This is a genomic window from Clavibacter michiganensis subsp. tessellarius (genome assembly GCF_021922985.1).
Taxonomy (GTDB): domain Bacteria; phylum Actinomycetota; class Actinomycetes; order Actinomycetales; family Microbacteriaceae; genus Clavibacter; species Clavibacter tessellarius.
The window spans coordinates 884,395-903,205 of record NZ_CP040788.1 but is presented as its reverse complement, the minus strand read 5'-3'; the positions used below and the strand labels follow the sequence as shown (position 1 = coordinate 903,205).

The following is an 18,811-nucleotide window of genomic DNA, read 5'->3' as shown; positions in this document are numbered from 1 at the left end:
GTGCGCACAGCGGCGCTCCCCCGGTGGACAGTTCGCGGGGACGCCGCGTCCTGCGCTCCTAGACTGCAGCCGCCACACCACGCTCGCCGTCACGGACCAACCCGGGTCCTCGGCGGGCCCGTGACGAGGGAGAGCAGTGGAGCACGAGCACGCCCATGCCCGGGGGCTGTCCGACATCGTCCTGCGCGCCGCCGCGCCCCGGGATGCGCACGACGACCGGCGCCCGCTCCGATGAGGATCGTGCAGTTCGTCTCCGCGGCCTCCGCGGACGGCGTCGCGTCCGGCACCCTCGCCGACGCCGTCGAGCAGTGCGGCGAGATGGCGCGCCGCGGACACGACGTGACCCTGCTGGTCGCGCGCCCCGGCGACGCCGGGCTCCGCGTCCCCGGGGTCCGGGTGGTCCTCCCGCTCGTCGAGGCGATCCCCGGATCGCCGGCCCTGCGCTCCCCCGCGCTGCGCGCGTGGCTCGTCGACAACGCGCGCGACGTCGACGTCCTCCACGTGCACGCGGACGCCGACCCCCTCCACCTCGAGGTGGCCTCGTCGGCGAGGCGTCTCGGGATCCGGTACGTCGTGCAGACGCACGGCTCCGGGGAGACGGCGGGCGGACCCGCGCCGCTGTCCGGGGACCGCAGCGCATCCGCCCGCATGGTCCGGGGCGCCTCCGCCGTCCTGGCCCGGTCGGACGACGAGGCCGCCGCGCTGCGCGCGCGGTTCGCCGGGGTGACCGTGCTGCGGATCGCCGCCCGCGTCGGCAGCGCCGACGCCGTCCCCCTCGCCGAGGCGCTCGAGGGCGGGATCCCGGACGACCTCCGCGAGCTCGGACCCGTCGTCGTCGACGCGCCGTCGGAGGCGCTCCCCCGCGCCGCCGGGTCGGCGCTCGCCGACGGCGCCCTCCGCGAGCTGGTCGTCGACGCGACGGGCGGGTCCGTGCCGGACGGGGCGTCGACGCGCGCGACGGTCGAAGCGCTGCTCGCCCTCCACGAGCCCGACCCCGACGCGGCCCGCCGACCTTCGGTCGTGTGGATGACGAACCTGGCCCCGCCCTACCGCGTGCCCGTCTGGGACGCGCTCGCCCGCGAGGTCGACCTGGAGGTGTGGCTCCTCGAGAGCGACGAGCGCCTGCGCAGCGACGACAACAACCGGGGCGACGACTGGACGGCGGGCGACCGGGCGTCCGCGTATCGAACGCGGTTCCTGCCGAACCGCGTCGTCCGCCGCGGGGAGGCCCGGCACTACGTGACGGGATGGATCCCGCGCTCCGAGCTCCGCGGCAGGGACGCGATCCTCATCGGCGGGTGGGACTCCCCGGCGTACTGGGTGGCGTCCTGGTCGGCGAAGCTCGCCGGCGTGCGGCGCGTGGGCTTCTACGAGTCCCACCGGCTCTCGCAGCAGCATCACGGCGGCGTCATCGCGCGTGTGCGCCGCGCGTTCTTCGCCGGCATGGACGAGATCGTCGTGCCGGGCATCGCGGCCTGGGAGGCCCTCGTCGCCGAGGGGATCGACCCGCGGCGCATCCGGGTCGGCTTCAACGCGGTCGACGTGACGGCCATCCACGCGCGGACGCGGGCGGCGCGCCTCGCCGCGGGACCCGCGGTCGGACCGGTGGGCTCGCGCCTACTCTGCGTCGGCCAGCTGATCCCGCGCAAGAACGTCGTCAGCCTCATCGAGGCGCTGGCGGCGCCCGAGCTCGCGGCGTGCACCCTCACCGTGGTCGGCGCGGGCCCGGAGCGCGAGGCGCTCGAGAGGCGGGCCGACGAGCTCGGCCTGGGCGGGCGGATCGCGTTCGCCGGATACGTGCCCGCGGACGAGCTCCCCGAGCTGTTCGCCCGTCACGACGTCCTCGTGCACCCCGCGCTCCAGGAGGTGTGGGGCCTCACGGTCAACGAGGCCCTCGCGGCCGGCCTCACGGTGGTGGTGGGCGAGCACGCCGGCGTCACCCCGTCCGTGCGCGACATGCGCGGGGTCGTCGTCGCGGGGGTGTCGGTCGAGGGGCTGCGGGTCGGGATCGCGTCGGCCCTGCCCGCCGTGCCCATCGACGAGCCGGAGATCCTCCGCCGGACGCCCGAGGACTTCGCCGCCACGTTCCGGGACGCGATGCGGACGACCCGCGTGGCGTCGAGGCGCGGCGCCGGCGGCACGCGCCGGTGACCCGCCCGGCCCCGTCGACCGGTCCCTGACGAGGATCCGCCCGGGAGGCGCTCCATCGCTGACGACGTTCCGCCCCTGGCCGGGCTTCGTCCCTGATGGCGTCCCGCCCGTCGCGATTACGGTCGGACGAGCGCCCGGGCAGGTAGCGCGGAGCTCAGCGGGCGGCGGTCGGGGTCGGCGTCCCCGTGGCGGGTCCGCGCCGTCGTGCCCCGCGCAGGAGCCGGTCGCCGGGCAGCTCCACCAGGCGGTGCAGCAGGGACGCGCCCACCAGGGCTAGGACGAGCGCGAGCGCGAACGCGGGCGCCCCGTCGAGCCCGAGGTCGCGGAACCCCGGCTGGGCGAGGCGGATGACGAACACGTGGTGCAGCAGGTAGAAGCAGTAGGACGCCTCCCCGAGCTGCACCGGCAGCCGTGCCCGCAGGAGGCCCGGCGTCCCGGCGACGTCGCGCTGGGCCGCCGCCACGATCAGCAGGCCGAACGGGAGCACCACGAGCGCTGCGACGCCGTAGGCCGACGGCCACACGCCCACGGAGAGGTAGACGGCCGCGGCCAGCGCGACGGCGGCGTGCCAGTCCACCGCGGGGAGCGCGTCCCTCCGCGCCAGCACGCCGAGGATCATGCCCACCACGAACTCGGGGAGCCGCGACGGCGGGAAGTAGTAGGCGAGCCAGATCGAGACGGTGTCCGCGTCGAGGCCCGTCGCGCCCGCGTCCCGGGAGACGAGCGCGGCCAGCGCCACCGGGACGGCGACCATCGGCACGAGCAGGAGCGCCAGCCCGCGGGTCGTCAGCCGTCGGAGGCCGCGGATGAGGAACGGGAACGCCAGGTAGAAGAACGCCTCGACGGACAGCGACCACGCGGGCACGTTGACGGCGAAGTAGGAGTCCGACGTCGGCGCCCACGCCTGCAGGAGGAACGGCGTGAGGGGTCCCCGCCCGAGCGAGGCGGGGTCGAGCACGGCCCAGAGCGCGGCGGCGAACAGCAGCGACGCGAGGTAGGCGGGGTAGATGCGCGCGAAGCGCCTCCGGTAGAACGGCACCGCGCGATCCGCGGGTCGCGACGACCAGGCGAGCAGGAACCCGCTGAGGACGAAGAAGAAGGTCACCCCGCTCCGGCCCTGGCCGAACAGGACGTCGAGGACCCGGAGCGTGTCGCCCTCGAAGAACACCAGCCCGTGGAAGCCGAAGACCACGAGCGCCGCGACGAACCGCAGGCTCGTGAGGCGGTCGAGGCGGGCCGGCTGCCCGGACGCGACGGCGGGGGGGGGCTCAGGGGCGGACGACATCGCCCCGGCCCGCGTCGTAGACGTCGACCAGGCCGTCGACCACCGCCCGGATGCCGAAGGACTCGGCGACGGCGCGGCGCATGCCGGCGACGAGCGCGTCGCGGACGGGCTCCCGGGTGAGGATCGCCTCCACGGCATCCGCCAGCTCCTCGGCCGAGCCGTCGGTGACGGCGGCCGCCCCGAAGGCCTCGAGCTCGTCGGCGATGCCGCAGTCCCGGGTCATGACCACGGGCGTCGCCACCGCCATGGCCTCCAGCACGGTCATCGGGAAGACCTCGCGGACGCTCGGCAGCACGTACACGTCGGCGGCCGCCAGGCGCGCGCCGGAGGTCCCGGGGGCGATGCTGCCCTCATGCGCCAGCGGCAGGCCCGGATGCGCGGCGACGAACGCGGTCAGCGCGGCGAGGTCGCCCTCGTCCGGCCCGACCACGGCGAAGCGCGCGCGGACCCCGCGCCCGTGCAGGAGCGCCGCCGCCTCCGCGAACGCCAGCACGCGCTTGCGCGGGTGCAGGCGGGCGAGGAAGAGCACCTCGGGATCGCGGTCGGCGTCGCGCGGGCGCGCCACCGACGCGGGCGACACCCCGTTGCGGATGCGCACGACGCGCGCGCGTCCCCGGGAGACGACGCCGAGCCCGCGCTCCTCCTCGTCGGTGAGGGCCAGCACGGCCCGCGCCCCGGCCAGGGCGCGCCGCACGGCCAGCGCGTCGAGCGCGCGCGACCTCGCCCGCGCGTCCTCGGCGACCATGCCGTGGGTCTGCAGCACGTAGGGCACGCCCGCCCGACGGCAGACGTCGGCCGCGGCGAGGGCCAGCAGGTGCCGGCCCAGGTGGAGGTGGACCACGTCGAACTCGCGGACGTGGCGGCGGAGGCCGGCGAGGAGCGCGCCCGACAGGAGGCCGCTGAAGCCGAGGCCCGGGAGGGCGCGGGCGCGGAAGAGGCGCACGTCGACGCCGGCGACCCCGAGCTCCACCTCGCCGTCCCAGCCGGCGATGAGCACCACGCTGTGCCCCTGGCGGGCGAGCTCGCGGGACTGCTCGACGGCGACGGAGACCGGGCCCCCGAACGCGCCGTCCGCGGAGACGTAGGGGATGACGTGCGCGATGCGCAGCGGGCGCGTCACGAGGCGGGGAAGCGCGAGCCGACCACGGCGCCGTCGGGCCCGGACACCACGGCGCCGTCGGGCACGTCGCCGGAGACGACGGTCATCGGACGGGCGAGCGCGGAGCGGCCGACGTGGGCGCCGCCGAGCACCATGCAGCGGGACGTGATCCAGGCCCCGGGCTCGATGACGATGGGCCGCGTGACGAGCGCCATGTCCCGTCGGTGCGCGTGGCTGCCGGTGGTGAGCATCGTCTCCTGGGAGAGGACGACGTCGTGGCCCACGGTGATGAGGTCCTGGTTGTGGAACCAGACGCCCTCGCCGATCCACGACCGGTCGCCGATGCGCAGCTTCCACGGGAACTTCACGCGCGTCCGGGGCCGGAACACCACGCCGTCGCCGATCTCGGCGCCGAACGCCCGGAGCGCGCGGACGCGCAGCGCCGAGCTGATCTGCCACGGGTTCGTGACCAGCAGGAGCTCGACGACCGCCCACAGGTACACCGTGCGCCTCGGCCGGTCCCAGGACTGCCGCTCGCCCGGCGCCCGGGAGAGGTCGATGACGGGCACGGTGGTGGCGCGCCGGGCGTCCGCGCTCACGCGGAGACCCCGCTGCGCAGCCCGGCCAGCTGCTGGGCGAAGCGCACGTAGCGGGCGTGGGCGCTGACGGGCGAGTAGCGGTTCTGGAACATGCGCTGGGCGGCGGACGTGAGGTCGGCCGCCTGCGCGGCGTCGCAGCGGAGGTCCTGCGCGGCCTGCAGCAGCCGCTCCGGGTCGCCGGGCGGGATGATCGCCGCCGCCCCGTGCTCGCGGACCACGCCCTCCGTGATCCCGCCGTCCTCGACGGCCGCGATGATCGGCCGTCTGCTGCTCGTGTAGGACGTGAGCTTCGACGGCATGCTCATCTCGCGCACGCCGGGCTTCTCGTTGAGCAGGAGCGCGTCGGCGGCCGCCAGCGCGTAGGGGTAGTCGTCGCCGTCGAGCGACGGCACGAACCGGAGCGAGCGGATCCCGGCTCCCTGCTCCTCGAGCGCGGCCCGCTGGTTGCCGTCGCCCACGAGCACGAACTCGATGCCGAGGTCGCGCGCGTCCGACAGGCGGGCGGCCTCGACGACCGAGTCGAGGCCCTGCTTCATGCCCATGTTGCCGGTGTGGACCACGGTGAACGCGTCGCGGGTCCAGCCGAGGCGCGTGCGCGCGGCGGCCGTGGAGACGTCGACGGGGGTGATGTGCGTGAAGTTCGGGAGGCTGACGATGCCCTCGTCGGCGACGCCCTGCTGGATGAGGAGGTCGCCGAAGCGCGGGGTGATGACGCCGATGCGGTCGGCGCGGCGGAGCAGCGCGTACTCCCCCGACGCGATCAGCCGCGACGCCCGGCCGCCCGTGGTGCCCGACTCCCCCGCGGCGTTGCCGGTGAGGTCCTGGACGAGGACGCCGAACGGGCGCCGGCCGTGGCCGAGCGCCCCGGCGGCGAGTCCGGCGAGCGAGGGGGTGACCGCGATCACGACGTCGCTGCGGTCCCGGCGCACCTCGCGGAGCGCGCCCTGCAGGAACGAGGCCTCGAGCTTCGCGCGGCCGACGAGGTCGGGGGTCTCGGGGATGGCGTGGCGGACGCGGGTGATGCGGACGCCGTCGCGCATCTCCTCCCAGCGCCGGCCGCGCTCGTACCTGGCGTCCTGCAGCTTCCACTGCGGGTAGTGCGGGATGCCCGTGACGACGTGCACCGTCGCCCCCGCGTCCGTCAGCGCCTCGGCCATCGCGGTCGTGTACGGCGCGATGCCCGTGGTCTCCGGCCAGTAGTTGATGCCGACCAGGCAGACCGCGAGGCCCCCCAGGTCGTCCGCCGCGCGCGTGCGGGCAGCGTCGGTCGTTCGAAGATCCCCCATGAGGACATTGTGACCCCTCGATGTTTCGATGGCGTGAATCCTGCGCCCCGCGGCGCTCCCCGATTCCCGGGCCCAGCGCCGAGACCAGTAGATTCGTCGGGACGGCCGGCCGACGCGGAGCGACTCCGCGGGCGCCGCCGAACGGACATCTGGGGGGATCCATGGCCAAGAAGGCTTTCATCACCGGCATCACCGGGCAGGACGGCTCGTACCTGGCGGAGCTGCTGCTCCGGAAGGGCTACGAGGTCCACGGCCTCATCCGCCGCTCGTCGACGTTCAACACGTCGCGCATCGACCACCTGTACCAGGACCCGCACGAGGACGGCGCGAAGCTCTTCCTGCACTACGGGGACCTGAGCGACGGCTCGCGCCTCACGACGCTCATGATGCAGATCCAGCCCGACGAGGTGTACAACCTCGCGGCGCAGTCGCACGTGCGCGTCTCCTTCGACGAGCCGGAGCACACCGCGGACACCACGGGCACCGGCACCATCCGCCTGCTCGAGGCCGTGCGCCTCTCGGGCATCGAGACCCGCTTCTACCAGGCCTCCTCGAGCGAGCTGTACGGGGCCACTCCCCCGCCGCAGAGCGAGACCACGCCGTTCTACCCGCGCTCGCCCTACGGAGCCGCGAAGCTCTACAGCTTCTGGATCACGAAGAACTACCGCGAGGCGTACGACATGTTCGCCGTGAACGGCATCCTCTTCAACCACGAGTCGCCCCGCCGCGGCGAGACGTTCGTGACGCGCAAGATCACGCGCGCGGTCGCGGCCATCAAGGCCGGGAAGCAGGACCACGTCTACCTCGGCAACCTCGACAGCATCCGCGACTGGGGCTACGCCGCGGAGTACGTCGAGGGCATGTGGCGGATGCTGCAGGCCGACGAGCCCGACGACTTCGTCCTCGCCACCGGCGGCAACTTCACCGTGCGCGACTTCCTCGAGACCGCGTTCTCGCACGCCGGCCTCGACTGGTCCGAGCACGTGCGCTTCGACCCGCGGTACCTCCGGCCCACCGAGGTCGACGCGCTCGTCGGCGACGCCTCGAAGGCGCGCGAGAAGCTCGGCTGGGAGGCGACCGTCGACACCACGATGCTCGCGCGCATCATGGTCGACGCCGACATCCAGGCCCTCGAGGCCGAGGGCAGCCCGTGGATCGACACCGTGCGCCTCGCCAGCTGGGGCACGGCCGAGTCCACGGCGGACCAGGCGTGACCGGCGCCGAGCGCGTGGCCGACGAGCGCGACGCCGTCGCCTTCACGCCCGCCCCGCTGGACCGGTCCGCGCGGATCTACGTGGCCGGCCACCGCGGCCTCGTCGGCTCCGCCATCGTCCGACGGCTCGAGGCGGAGGGGTTCACCGACGTCGTGGGCCGCACGTCCGCCGAGCTCGACCTGAAGGACCGCGACGCCGTCTTCGCGTTCTTCGCCTCGGAGCGGCCCGTGCACGTGGTGCTCGCGGCGGCCAAGGTCGGCGGCATCCTCGCGAACAGCACCTACCCCGTCGACTTCCTCAGCGACAACCTGCGGATCCAGGTCAACGTGCTCGACGCGGCCCTGGCCCACGGCGTCGAGCGGCTGCTGTTCCTCGGCTCCTCGTGCATCTACCCGAAGCTCGCGCCGCAGCCCATCACGGAGGACAGCCTCCTCACCGGGCACCTGGAGCCCACCAACGACGCCTACGCGATCGCGAAGATCGCGGGCATCATGCAGATCCAGGCCGTGCGCCGCCAGTACGGCCTGCCGTGGATCTCGGCGATGCCGACGAACCTCTACGGCCCCGGCGACAACTTCTCGCCGCAGGGCTCGCACGTGCTGCCGGCGCTCATCCGCCGCTACGACGAGGCGCGCGCATCGGGCGCGGAGTCCGTCACGAACTGGGGCACCGGCTCGCCGCGCCGCGAGTTCCTGCACGTCGACGACATGGCCGCCGCGTGCCTGCACCTGATGGAGCACTACGACGGGCCCGAGCAGGTCAACGTCGGGACGGGCAGCGACGTCACGATCCGCGAGATCGCCGAGACCATCGCGCGCGTCGTCGGCTTCGAGGGACGCACCGAGTGGGACACCACGAAGCCCGACGGCACGCCCCAGAAGCTGCTCGACGTCTCCAAGCTCGCGGACGCCGGCTGGACCGCGTCCATCGGGCTCGACGCGGGGCTGCGCTCCACCGTGGAGTGGTACCGCGAGCACATCACGACGCTGCGCGAGTAGCGCCGCGGCGGCCCCGGGCCGCACCCGCCGAACGAGGAACCGCCCACAGACAGGTGCCCGATGTCCGTCTTCCTGATCTACACGTTCCGCGAGCCGGAGCTGCTCGCGCGGACGATCCGTCGGCTCGCACCGCACCCGGTCGTCGTGCACGTCGACCGGAAGGTGGACCAGGCGCCCTTCGTCGCGGCCCTCGCGGCGGAGGACCGGGACCGCGTCGAGTTCCTCGCGGACCGCGTGCGGGTCAACTGGGGTGGGTACTCGCAGGTGGAGGCCATCCGGCGGCTGGTCGCCGCGGGCATCGCGCGCGCCCGCCCGGAGGAGCACCTCGTGCTCCTGTCCGGGCAGGACTACCCGATCCGGCCGGTGGCGGAGCTCGAGGCGATGCTCGCCGGGTCGGGCGGGAAGCAGTTCCTGCGCTACTTCGACGTGGCGGGATCCGAGGAGAAGTACACCGCGCAGGTCGACCGCCGGTACCACCGCGACCTCGCGCTCCTCAGCGCCCGCACGACGGATCCGCGGCTGCGGCGCGCGCGCAACGCCGCGATCCGGGTGCTCGAGTCCGCGTCCCGCGCCGCCGGCCCGCTCCGGCCGCCCGCGGGCTTCCACGTCGCGCACGGCGTGACGCACTTCGCGATGACGGCGGGCTTCGCGGCGGAGCTCGAGGCGTCGGTGACGCCCGCGATCGAGCGCTACTTCCGTCGGGTCTTCGTCGCGGAGGAGAAGTTCTACCAGTCCCTGGCCCTCAACTCCGCGCGCGGACGGGAGACGGGCGGTCCGCACGCGGACGGCTCCGAGCCCTACGCGGGCCCGGGCAACTGGCGCTACGCCAACCTCCACCACATCGACCCGTCGCTCACCAAGGTCTACACGGAGGCGGACTGGCCCGAGGTGGCGGCGTCGTCCGGGTGGTTCCTGCGCAAGCTCGAGACCGGGCGGAGCGCCGCGCTCCTCGACCGGATCGACCGCGAGCTCCTGCACGCGGAGCGGTAGCCCGACGCGGCGGGCGGGTCGCACGGCCTCGGCGGGTCGGCCGGGCGGACCGGCGTCGCATGCGGTCCGCCGAGGACGCAGGAGACCCGAGGACGGATCCCGGATCCTGCTGCGCGGGAGTAGGGCGGATGGGACTTGAACCCATGACCGACGGATTATGAGTCCGCTGCTCTGACCAGCTGAGCTACCGCCCCGAGTCGGGAGGCCTAGGCGGCACCTGAGCCGTCCGTGCGTCCGCGTGCCTCGTCCGTGACCGGGGCGGCCACGGGCTCCCCACGATACAGGCTCTCGAACGTCGAGATCGTGCGCTCGATGTCGTGGCTGGCGACCACGGCGAGGCTCTCGCGCTTCATCCGCTGGAGCTCCTCCTCGGGCAGCTCGAGCACCTTCCGCAGCTTGGCGGCGAGGTCGCCCGCGTCGCTCGGGCGGAACAGGTAGCCGTTCTCCCCGTCGTGCACGAGGTGCGGCAGCGCCATCGCGTCGGCCGCGACGACGGGCAGCGCGGACGCCATCGCCTCCATCGTGACGATGGACTGCAGCTCGGCGATGCTCGGCATCGCGAGCACCGTGGCCCGGGTGTACGCGCGGCGCAGCTCCTCGTCGGTGACGTAGCCGGTGAAGGTGGTGCGGTCGGCGATGCCGAGCTCCGCGGCCAGCCTCTCGAGCGCGTTCTTCTGGTCGCCGCCGCCGACGATCTCGAGCTCGGCGTCGAGCGAGGCGGGCAGGAGCGCGAACGCGCGGAGCAGCACGTCGATCTGCTTCTCCCCCGTCACGCGGCCGACGAAGACGATGCGGTTGCGCGTGCGCGGCGTGAAGTCGGGCGTGTAGTTGCCGGCGTCGATGCCGCAGGAGATCGCGATCACATCGGTGAGACCGGTGTACCGCTCCAGGAACTGCGCGGCACGGTGGGTCGGCGTGGTGACGGCCTCGGCGCGCCCGAAGGTGCGGCGCGCGGCACGCCAGGCGGCCTTGATCGCCTTGTCCTGCCACGCCACCGGCAGCAGCGTGTGCTGGAGCATGTTCTCGGGCATGAAGTGGTTCGTGCCGATGATGCGGATGCCGCGCTTCGCCGCCTCGATGCTGAGGCCGCGGCCCGTCACGATGTGCGACTGGAAGTGGACGACGTCGGGCTGGACGGCGTCGAGGATCCGCGCGCTGTTCTGGTTGATGGTCCACGGCAGGGCGAACCGGAGCCAGTCGTGCGGGTACCAGCGCCAGCTGCGCAGCCGGTGCGCGGTGACCTCCTCGCCGTCGTGCAGCTCGGTCCACGTGCCGTGCTTGCGGCTGGCCGCCGGGGCGACGATGTGGACCTCGTGGCCGCGACGGACGAGGCCGGCCGCCAGCCGCTCCGCGAACCGGGCGGCGCCGTTCACGTCCGGCGGGAACGTGTCCGCGCCGATGACGATGCGCAACGGGCGTTCGGGATCAACGGGGTGCTGGGCGTTCGGGTCCGAGGTGTTCGGCACGAGGTGTCTCTCCAGGGGTGTCGGCGTCCGGATCCGTCACCCTCGTGGGGCGGGGACCGGGTGTCGAAAGGCAACGTATCGCAGGTGTTCCGCGGCGGCCGCGCGGCGCACCGGACGCCGCGAGGACGGCCGGTGGGCTCGCCGGGACGTCAGGTCGTGTGCGGGTGGTGCTTCGCCAGCTGGAAGACGCCGACGACCGCGACCGCCCCCGCGACGAGGAACATGACGCTCGCGTAGACGGGCGCGTCGGCCGCCTCGCCGAGGATCGTCACGCCGATGCAGACCGCGACGAGCGGGTCGACGACGGTGAGGCCGGCGATGACGAGGTCGGGCGGTCCGGACGAGTACGCGGTCTGCACGAAGTACGCGCCGAGCAGCGTGGCCGCGACGAGCGCGACGACGCAGACGACCGTGAGCGCGTCGAAGGCGCCGATCGTGATGCGGTTGATGACGACCTTGGCGAGCGTCGCGACGAAGCCGTAGAGCACGCCCGCGCTGATGATGTAGAAGATCGCCTGCACGCGGCGGCGGAAGTAGAGGAAGAGGCCGCCGAGCATCGCGAGCACCAGCGCGAGGATCACCAGGATCGTGATGAGCTCGGGCGTCTGGATGGGCGTCTCCTTGGCGAACACGGCCGCGAAGACGACGAACAGGCCGACGCCGCCGATGCAGAGCGCCACCGCGCGCTTGGCCTTGCGGTCGAGCCGCTTGCCCGTGGCCCGGGAGTTGAGGATGGCGGTGACCACGAGCGCGACGGCGCCGAGCGGCTGCACCACGATGAGCGGGGCGAGGCGGAGGCTCGTGAGCTGCAGCACGATGGCGAGGCCGAGCATCACGGTGCCGGCGACCCACGAGGGCCGGCCGAGGAGCGCGCCGAGCTGCCGCAGGCTGAGGCCCGCCGTGCTCTTCTTCCCGCGCGCCTCCATCTTGGCCACTCCCTGCGACTGCAGCTGCGCGCCGACGGAGAGGAAGACCGCGCCGACGAGCGCGATGGGGATGCCGAGCGCCTGGTACGGGGTGAGCGATGCTGCCTGGAGCACGGGGCCGGCGTCGAAGTCCACTCCCCGACCCTACCGGCCGCCTCGGCGGCGGACAGCCCGCCACGGTAGCGCGCCTATCATCGGCAGCATGCCCGTCCTCCCCATCCGGATCACCGGAGACCCCGTCCTGCACGCCCGCGCCCGGGAGGTGGAGGCCTTCGACGACGACCTCCGCGCCCTCGTCGCCGACATGTTCCTGACGATGGACGAGGCGCCGGGCGTGGGCCTCGCGGCGCCCCAGGTGGGCGTGCCGCTGCGCGTCTTCGTGTACTCCTACGAGACCGAGGCGGGCGAGCCGCTCCGCGGGGTCGCCGTGAACCCCGACCTCTTCATCACGCCCGTCGCCGTGCGCGACGCCGACGAGGACCTCGAGGAGGAGGGCTGCCTGTCGTTCCCGGGCGAGCGCTTCCCGCTGGTGCGCGCCGAGCGGGCGATCCTCCACGCGGTCGACCTCGACGGGCGGCCGTTCGAGATCGAGGCGGAGGGCTGGTTCGCGCGGATCCTGCAGCACGAGTTCGACCACCTCGACGGCCTGCTCTACACCGACCGGCTCGCGCACGAGCACCGCAAGCCCGTGGCGAAGGTCATCCGGAAGAGCGGATGGGGCGTGCCCGGCAACTCGTGGCTCCCGGGGCGCGACCACCTGGAGGACTGAGGCGCGCGGGGCGCGGCGTCGGTCGCGACCGGCGCCGCTCCCGGCGTGTGCCGTGCGCCGTGCATGCGGGGAAAGGAAAAGGCCCCGCGGGTGGAGCCGCGAGGCCTTCGCTCCCCGAGTTGGACTCGAACCAACAACCTGCCGGTTAACAGCCGGCTGCTCTGCCAATTGAGCTATCGAGGATCACGTGGAGCAACCTGGAAAGCGTAGCAAAGAATTCAGGCGCCTCCGATCACCTCGGGTGGTCCGGGGCGTCCGCGGCGTCGGGGACCGGCAGGTCGGCCAGCCGCGGGGCCCGGCGGAGCCCCGAGGCGAGCGCCCCGACGAGCGACGCGAGCGCCCCGAGGCCGGTGACGAGGATCGCGACGCGGATGCCGACGGAGGCCGCGAGCAGGCCGCCGAGGCCGGCGCCGACGGGCTGGCCGCCCCAGGCGACCATGCGCGCCGTCGTGTTGACGCGGCCCTGCAGCTGCGCGGGCGTCACGGTCTGGCGGACGACGATGCCGGACAGCGCGACCGTCGATGCCGCGGCCTGCCACGGCGCGAGGACGAGCACGGCGACGACGAGGGATCCGACGGCCGCCCACGCCGCCGTGAGGGCGGTCTGCGCGGCGAGCGCGCAGATGGCGACGACCCCGACGCCGAGCCGCCGCTGGACGGCGCCGAGCGCGCGCGACGCGACGAGCGTGCCGACCGCGGCCGCGGCGGCGAGCACGCCGAGGGCCGGGCCGTCGGCGGGCTCGTGCAGGCCGCGCGCGATCATCACGACGAGCGTCCCCGTCACCGCTCCCCCGGTGAGGCTGCTGCCGAGGCCGAGGAGCGTGAGGTCGCGGACGAGCGGGGTGCGGCGGATGTGGCCGAGCCCCTCGAGGACCTCCGCGGCGAGGCGACGGCGGGCCGGCGCCGCGGGCCGCGCGACGGGCGTCCACCGCACGCGCGCGAGCAGGAGCGCGGAGGCGGCGTAGCTGAGGGCGTCGAGCGCGAGGACCGCGGGCGCGCCGAGCCCCGAGACCGCGGCCGCGCCCGCCAGGGGCCCCGCGATGCCGATGACCGTGTAGACCGTCGTCATGCGGGTGGTCGCGGCGCCGACGCGGTCGCGGCCCGCCAGCGCGGGGACGGCGGCGAAGCTCGCGGCGTCGAAGAAGACGAACAGCGACGAGACGACCGCCGCGACGCCGACGAGGAGCGCGGGGTGCGGCGTGCCGCCGAGGGCGGCGAGCGGGACCGTCGCGGTCGCCGCGGCGCTCAGCCAGGTGGTGGCGAGCATCGTCCGGCGTGCGTCCCAGCCGTCGACGAGCGCGCCGACGGGCAGCGCGAGCACCAGGTACGGGAGCGCCTCCATCATCGCGACGAGGCCGAGGAGCGCCGCGTCGCCCGTGGTCGTGTAGACGAGCACGGGGAGCGCCACGGCCGTGAGCGCGTTGCCCGCCCAGGACACGCCGCGGGAGAGGACGAAGGTGCGCATCCTGCTGGTGGCGCTCGGGGCGGGTCCCGGGGCGGGCGCGTCCGCCGGATCCGCCGTCGCGTCAGCCATGCAGCAGCGCGTCCAGGGCGACGACGCCGTCGACCGCGCGGGAGCCGATGAAGTCGGTGGAGGGCAGTGCCAGCATCCGGCCCTCGCGCACGGCCCGCACGCCCGGCAGCCGCGCCTCGAGGTCGGCGCGCACGCTGTCGCGCTCGGCGTCGGTCGAGTAGAGGAAGACGATGGTGCCCGGGTCCCGCCGGGCGACGTCCTCGACGCTCACCTCGGCGTAGTACTGGTCGGCCGGGAGCGCGTCCTCGTAGACGTCGCGGCCGCCGGCGCGGGCGACGACGTCGCTGTAGAGGCCGCGGGCGTCGGCGTAGACGGCGCCGTCGAAGACCTGCAGGACCGCGAGGTCGACCGGATCCGCGCCCCGCACGCGGTCGTCCACCGCGGCGAGCCGGGCGCGCTGGTCGGCGACGGCGTCGGCGGCCGCGGGCTCTGCGCCGAGGAGCGTGCCGAGGGCCGTGAGGTCGGTCGCCGCGTCGTCGACGTGCCCGGTGGTGACCTGGCCGTGGCAGAACGAGCTGATGACGTAGACGCGGATGCCGAGCGCCGCCAGGTCGTCGATGGTCGGCAGCTCGGTGCCGTCGAAGTGGTACTCGCCGTCCGCGACGATGAGGTCGGGGTGCGCGGCGAGCAGCGTCTCGCGGTCGACGGCGCCCGTGGCGAGGACGGGCACCCGGTCGTAGGCGTCGCGGTACGCGTCGAGCGGCGGCGACTGGTCCGTGAACGCCTGCCCGACGAGCCGGTCGGCCGCGCCCAGCTGCAGCAGCATCTCGGTCACGGCCGGCCAGAGCGAGACGATGCGCTGGGGCCCGGTGGGGAAGGACAGAGTGCGGTCGCAGCTGTCCACGGAGACGGGCCCGGAGGTCGCGGCCGCGTCGGGCGCGCCCGCGCCCGCGGTGTCGGCGGCGCAGCCCGCGAGGAGCAGGGCGGCCGCGGCGGCGGCGCCGGCGAGGGCGGCGAGCCGGCGCGGGGCCGGGCGGCGGCGGCGCGCGGATCCGGGCGCGGCGGGCCGATGCGCGTGCGGCCGATGCGCGGGGGGCGTGGATGAGGCGGGGGCGAGGGGGGTCATGGGCGTCCGTCCGGGATCGTGGTGGGCTGGGGCGAGCTGAAGAACAGGTGGCGGCGACCGGAGACGGGGTGCTCCCCCAGGTGCGCGTCGACGCCGAAGACGTCGCGGATGAGGCGCGGCTGCAGCACCTCGTCGGGTGTGCCGCCGGCGACGATGCGGCCGGCCTGCACCACGTGGATCCGGTCGCAGTACGCCGCCGCGAGGTTGAGGTCGTGCAGGGCCACGACCACCGTGACGCCGAGTCCCCGGACGAGGTCCAGGAGCTCGAGCTGCGTCGCCACGTCGAGGTGGTTGGTGGGCTCGTCGAGCACCAGGATGCGCGGGCGCTGCGCGAGCGCCGCCGCGAGCATCACCCGCTGGCGCTCGCCGCCGGACAGCGACCGGACGGAGCGGTCGGCGAGGGCCGTCGCGCCCGTGCGCGCGAGGCAGGCGTCGACGAGCTCCCGGTCCTCGGCCGTGTCGCGGTCGAGCGCGCCCTTGTGCGGGGTGAGACCGGTGGCGACGACCTCGCGGACGTCGAGCGCGCCGTCGTCGCCCGGGTCCTGCGTGAGGGCGGCGACGACGCGCGCGGAGTCGCGGGGCCGCATGCCGCGGAGGTCGCGGTCGCCGACGAGCACGCGGCCGTGGGCGACGGGCAGCGCGCGGTACAGCGCCTTGAGCAGCGTCGACTTGCCGCTGCCGTTCGGGCCGACCAGCCCGACGAGCTCGCCGTCGCGCGCCTCGAGCGTGGCGTGCGCGACGGGCGTGGCGCGGCCGATGCGGACGGACACGTCCTCGATCGCGAGCCTCATCGCGCGCGTCCCGCGTCGGACCGCAGCAGCACCGCGAGGAAGACGGGCACCCCGACGAGCGCGGTGACGATGGACAGCGGCAGCTCGCGCGGCGCCGTGAGCGTGCGTCCCGCGAGGTCGGCGAGCACGAGGAACAGGCCGCCCACGAGCGCGGCGAGCGGGAGGAGCCGCCGGTGCGCGGGGCCGACGACGAGCCGGACGAGGTGCGGCGCGATCAGCCCGACGAAGCCGACGCCGCCCGCGACCGACACCGCGGCGGCGGTGAGGAGCGCCGACACCACGAAGAGGAGCGTCCGGGCCCGGGAGAGGTCGACGCCCAGGGACGCGGCGCGGTCGTCGCCGAGGAGCAGCGCGTCGAGGGTGCGCCCCGCCGCGAGGAGGCCCACGAGGCCCGCGGCCAGCGCGATCACGGGCAGCGCGAGGGACGACCAGGCGGCGCCCGAGACGCTGCCGAGCAGCCAGAACAGCACGCCCGCGATCTGGTCGGGCGAGGCCTGCAGCTGCAGCCAGCTCGTGAGCGCCTGGAGGAGCGAGGAGATCGAGACGCCGACGAGCACGAGGCGCGCGGGATCCACGCGGCCGCCGCGCCGCCCGAGGGCCAGCACGAGCGCGAGGGTTCCGATCGCGCCGGCGAAGGCCGCGCCGGTCACGCCGAGGGTCGCGAGGAGGCCCGCGGCGGACGCGCCCACGAGGAGCGCGGCGACGGCCCCGAGCGAGGCGCCCGAGGCGATCCCGAGCACGAAGGGGTCGGCGAGCGGGTTCCGGATGAGCGTCTGCAGCACCGTGCCGGCGAGCGCGAGCGACGCGCCCGTGACCAGCGCGAGCAGCACGCGCGGCGCCCGGTACACCCAGACGATCTGGTCGTCGATCGGGTCGAGGTCCGCCCCCTCGAGCGGGGTGCCGAGCAGGTGGTGCAGGACGACCTGCAGCACGTGCGGCGGCGAGACGGCGACGGCCCCGACGCCCATCGCGACGGCGAGCACGAGCGGCGCGGAGAGGACGAGCGCGGGGACGAGGATCCGACGCACGAGCCGCGCGCGCCGGGCCGGGGCGCCGGGTCGCGCGGGGGTCGGTGCGGCGATGGGCGATCCGGCGGCGGCGGACGGCGTCGCGGTCGTGGTCGGGGGCGGGGCGGAGGTCGGGGGCATGGCGGCTCTCGGTCGGGTGCGGGCGGTGGTCGGGCGAGGATCGGGCGGATGCGGCGGCGGACGCGGCGGCCGGTGCCGGGCGCGCGCGGTCAGTGCGGCAGCGGCACGGGGCGCGGCGGGCGGGGCGGCGCGGGATCCGGCCCGCCGAGGAACGGCAGCGCGTGCGGCGCGTTCGAGCGGAGGCCCGGCACGACGACGCGCGTCACGTGCAGCCCCGCGCGCCGGATCTCCGGGAGGGTCACGTCGACCGCGATCGCCTCGCGGCCCGCGTCCCCCAGCGCGGTGACGAGCTCGGGTAGCCGCTCGGGTCCGTCCCAGCGGTCCGGGACGTCCGCGAGCGCCCGGCGCCCGGTGATCGACCGGTCGAGCTCGTCGAGGAACGCCAGCTGCAGCACCGGGTCGAGGTGCAGCTGCAGGTGGCAGCCGTAGTCGACGACGTCGGACAGGTCCGGCCGGTAGGAGAGCCGGTACGCGCGGTCGGCGCGCCACGGCTTCAGCGGGCTGCCCGGCAGCCGGGCCGCGGCCATGTACGGGCCATGCGGATCGTCGAGGTCGGCCTGGAACAGCTGGAGCTGCAGCGCCTCCCCCAGCGCCTTGCGCGCGGCGCGCATCGGCCGGCCGCCGCTCGCCATGCCGAGGGTGAGGTACCCGGTGCGCGCGTCGCGGAGGAGCGCGCCGATCACGGGCGGTCCGGCCTCGGACGGGAGCAGGAGCCACCGGCAGGAGAGCGCGTCGGCGGGTCCGCGGGCGAGGTCGTGCAGCGCCCGCGGCACGTCGAGCTCCTCGAACCCCGCGCCGTCCGTCCACGCCCGGGTCATGGCCTCGCGCTCGAGCACCTCGCAGAGGGCGCCCCAGCGCGCCTCGGCGACCGAGCGGCCGGTCGCGAGGCCCGCCTGCATGATCGGGTGCACGGCGGGCGGCACCAGGAGCGCGTGCGACACCCAGACGAGCGAGGCCGGCACGAGCACGGCGTCGCCGGTGCCGAGCAGATGCGGGGCGGCGCCGAGGCGCTCCCCCTCGGCCCAGTCGACGACGGTGCGCGCGTCGAGCGGCACGACCGGCAGCCGGCCGCTCGCGTGCTGGGCGGCGGAGTACAGGGCGAGCGCGGCGGGATCCAGCACGGGCCGGGCAGCGGCACGCAGGTCGTCCGCGGAGGCGCGGACGAGGCCCGCCGGCACGAGGTTGCCGCAGTACCGCTCCACCGCCTCGCCGACGGCCGCGCCGAGCACGGCGTCCGGGTCGGCGAACGCGTGCCCCGCGCCGGACGCGTCGGAGGCCCAGCCGCAGTGCGCCGCGGAGTCGGCGAGCACGGCGTGGGCGAGCGCGAAGGCGGGCGGGAAGTGCGCGGGCGTCGCGCGCGGCTCGACGCGGCGGACGATCCCGGTGCGGGCGTCGACGAGGTCGGCGGGCGTGGGGTCGGCGGGTGCGAGGCCGGGTGCGGCGGCGAGGCCGGGTGCGGCGGCGGGTGCGGGTGCGGTCTCCATCGGGC

16 protein-coding genes and 2 tRNA genes are annotated in these 18,811 nt (G+C 75.2%); 5 read left to right on the top strand and 13 right to left on the bottom strand.

The window, feature by feature from the left end; all coding sequences use genetic code 11:
• Positions 1 to 240 precede the first annotated feature (240 nt).
• Positions 241 to 2,151: a glycosyltransferase gene (locus tag FGG90_RS04125; protein WP_165771403.1), complete on the top strand. Its 1,911-nt coding sequence runs from the start codon at positions 241 to 243 to the stop codon at positions 2,149 to 2,151.
• Positions 2,152 to 2,305: 154 nt separating this feature from the next.
• Here the strand turns inward: FGG90_RS04125 and FGG90_RS04120 are convergent, their stop codons facing one another.
• The 4 genes from FGG90_RS04120 to FGG90_RS04105 are packed head-to-tail and all read right to left on the bottom strand — an operon-like array spanning position 2,306 to position 6,420.
• Complete coding sequence (locus tag FGG90_RS04120; protein WP_106408882.1) at positions 2,306 to 3,436, bottom strand: acyltransferase family protein; 1,131 nt, start codon at positions 3,434 to 3,436, stop codon at positions 2,306 to 2,308.
• The gene (locus tag FGG90_RS04115) at positions 3,420 to 4,556 is read right to left on the bottom strand and encodes a glycosyltransferase (RefSeq protein ID WP_094130142.1); all 1,137 of its coding nucleotides are present in this window, start codon (positions 4,554 to 4,556) and stop codon (positions 3,420 to 3,422) included. The genes FGG90_RS04120 and FGG90_RS04115 overlap by 17 nt, the downstream gene beginning before the upstream one ends.
• On the bottom strand, positions 4,553 to 5,134 hold the full coding sequence (locus tag FGG90_RS04110) for an LbetaH domain-containing protein (protein ID WP_094130145.1): 582 nt from the start codon (positions 5,132 to 5,134) through the stop codon (positions 4,553 to 4,555). Before FGG90_RS04110 ends, FGG90_RS04115 begins: the two co-directional genes overlap by 4 nt.
• Positions 5,131 to 6,420, bottom strand: a complete 1,290-nt coding sequence (locus FGG90_RS04105; protein WP_094130149.1) for a glycosyltransferase family 4 protein — start codon at positions 6,418 to 6,420, stop codon at positions 5,131 to 5,133. Before FGG90_RS04105 ends, FGG90_RS04110 begins: the two co-directional genes overlap by 4 nt.
• Positions 6,421 to 6,581: 161 nt before the next feature.
• Between FGG90_RS04105 and gmd the strand changes: the two genes are divergently transcribed.
• Genes gmd through FGG90_RS04090 form a run of 3 tightly spaced genes read left to right on the top strand, consistent with a single transcriptional unit; the run spans position 6,582 to position 9,622 of the window.
• Positions 6,582 to 7,634, top strand: a complete 1,053-nt coding sequence (gene gmd, locus FGG90_RS04100) for a GDP-mannose 4,6-dehydratase (RefSeq protein WP_094130152.1) — start codon at positions 6,582 to 6,584, stop codon at positions 7,632 to 7,634.
• Positions 7,631 to 8,632 (top strand): GDP-L-fucose synthase family protein, encoded by a 1,002-nt coding sequence (locus FGG90_RS04095; RefSeq protein WP_094130155.1) that lies wholly within the window; start codon positions 7,631 to 7,633, stop codon positions 8,630 to 8,632. Before gmd ends, FGG90_RS04095 begins: the two co-directional genes overlap by 4 nt.
• Positions 8,633 to 8,692: 60 nt before the next feature.
• A complete protein-coding gene (locus tag FGG90_RS04090; RefSeq protein WP_094130158.1) occupies positions 8,693 to 9,622 on the top strand; it encodes a beta-1,6-N-acetylglucosaminyltransferase in 930 nt (309 codons plus the stop codon).
• Positions 9,623 to 9,742: 120 nt separating this feature from the next.
• Here the strand turns inward: FGG90_RS04090 and FGG90_RS04085 are convergent.
• The 3 genes from FGG90_RS04085 to FGG90_RS04075 all read right to left on the bottom strand — a co-directional run bounded on the left by FGG90_RS04085 (position 9,743) and on the right by FGG90_RS04075 (position 12,149).
• Positions 9,743 to 9,816 (bottom strand) — tRNA-Ile (locus tag FGG90_RS04085).
• Between the two features lie 12 nt (positions 9,817 to 9,828).
• Positions 9,829 to 11,088 carry a glycosyltransferase gene (locus FGG90_RS04080; RefSeq protein WP_094130161.1) on the bottom strand — a complete coding sequence of 420 codons (1,260 nt, stop codon included), beginning with the start codon at positions 11,086 to 11,088 and terminating at the stop codon, positions 9,829 to 9,831.
• A gap of 149 nt (positions 11,089 to 11,237) precedes the next feature.
• The gene (locus FGG90_RS04075; RefSeq protein WP_094130164.1) at positions 11,238 to 12,149 is read right to left on the bottom strand and encodes a DMT family transporter; all 912 of its coding nucleotides are present in this window, start codon (positions 12,147 to 12,149) and stop codon (positions 11,238 to 11,240) included.
• 67 nt (positions 12,150 to 12,216) lie between these two features.
• On the opposite strand from FGG90_RS04075, the gene def reads away from it, so the two are divergent.
• The gene (gene def, locus FGG90_RS04070) at positions 12,217 to 12,783 is read left to right on the top strand and encodes a peptide deformylase (RefSeq protein WP_094130167.1); all 567 of its coding nucleotides are present in this window, start codon (positions 12,217 to 12,219) and stop codon (positions 12,781 to 12,783) included.
• A 110-nt stretch (positions 12,784 to 12,893) separates the two neighbouring features.
• Here def and FGG90_RS04065 read toward each other — a convergent pair.
• The 6 genes from FGG90_RS04065 to FGG90_RS04040 form a co-directional block, all read right to left on the bottom strand.
• Positions 12,894 to 12,966, bottom strand: a tRNA-Asn gene (locus FGG90_RS04065).
• Positions 12,967 to 13,015: 49 nt separating this feature from the next.
• Positions 13,016 to 14,317, bottom strand: coding sequence for an MFS transporter (locus FGG90_RS04060; RefSeq protein ID WP_094130170.1), 1,302 nt, complete (start codon positions 14,315 to 14,317; stop codon positions 13,016 to 13,018).
• On the bottom strand, positions 14,310 to 15,383 hold the full coding sequence (locus FGG90_RS04055; RefSeq protein WP_094130173.1) for an ABC transporter substrate-binding protein: 1,074 nt from the start codon (positions 15,381 to 15,383) through the stop codon (positions 14,310 to 14,312). Before FGG90_RS04055 ends, FGG90_RS04060 begins: the two co-directional genes overlap by 8 nt.
• Complete coding sequence (locus tag FGG90_RS04050) at positions 15,380 to 16,174, bottom strand: ABC transporter ATP-binding protein (protein WP_094130176.1); 795 nt, start codon at positions 16,172 to 16,174, stop codon at positions 15,380 to 15,382. Before FGG90_RS04050 ends, FGG90_RS04055 begins: the two co-directional genes overlap by 4 nt.
• Positions 16,171 to 17,322: a FecCD family ABC transporter permease gene (locus tag FGG90_RS04045; RefSeq protein ID WP_237583514.1), complete on the bottom strand. Its 1,152-nt coding sequence runs from the start codon at positions 17,320 to 17,322 to the stop codon at positions 16,171 to 16,173. Before FGG90_RS04045 ends, FGG90_RS04050 begins: the two co-directional genes overlap by 4 nt.
• An 89-nt stretch (positions 17,323 to 17,411) precedes the next feature.
• Positions 17,412 to 18,806 (bottom strand): YcaO-like family protein, encoded by a 1,395-nt coding sequence (locus tag FGG90_RS04040; RefSeq protein ID WP_094130179.1) that lies wholly within the window; start codon positions 18,804 to 18,806, stop codon positions 17,412 to 17,414.
• Positions 18,807 to 18,811 lie beyond the last annotated feature (5 nt).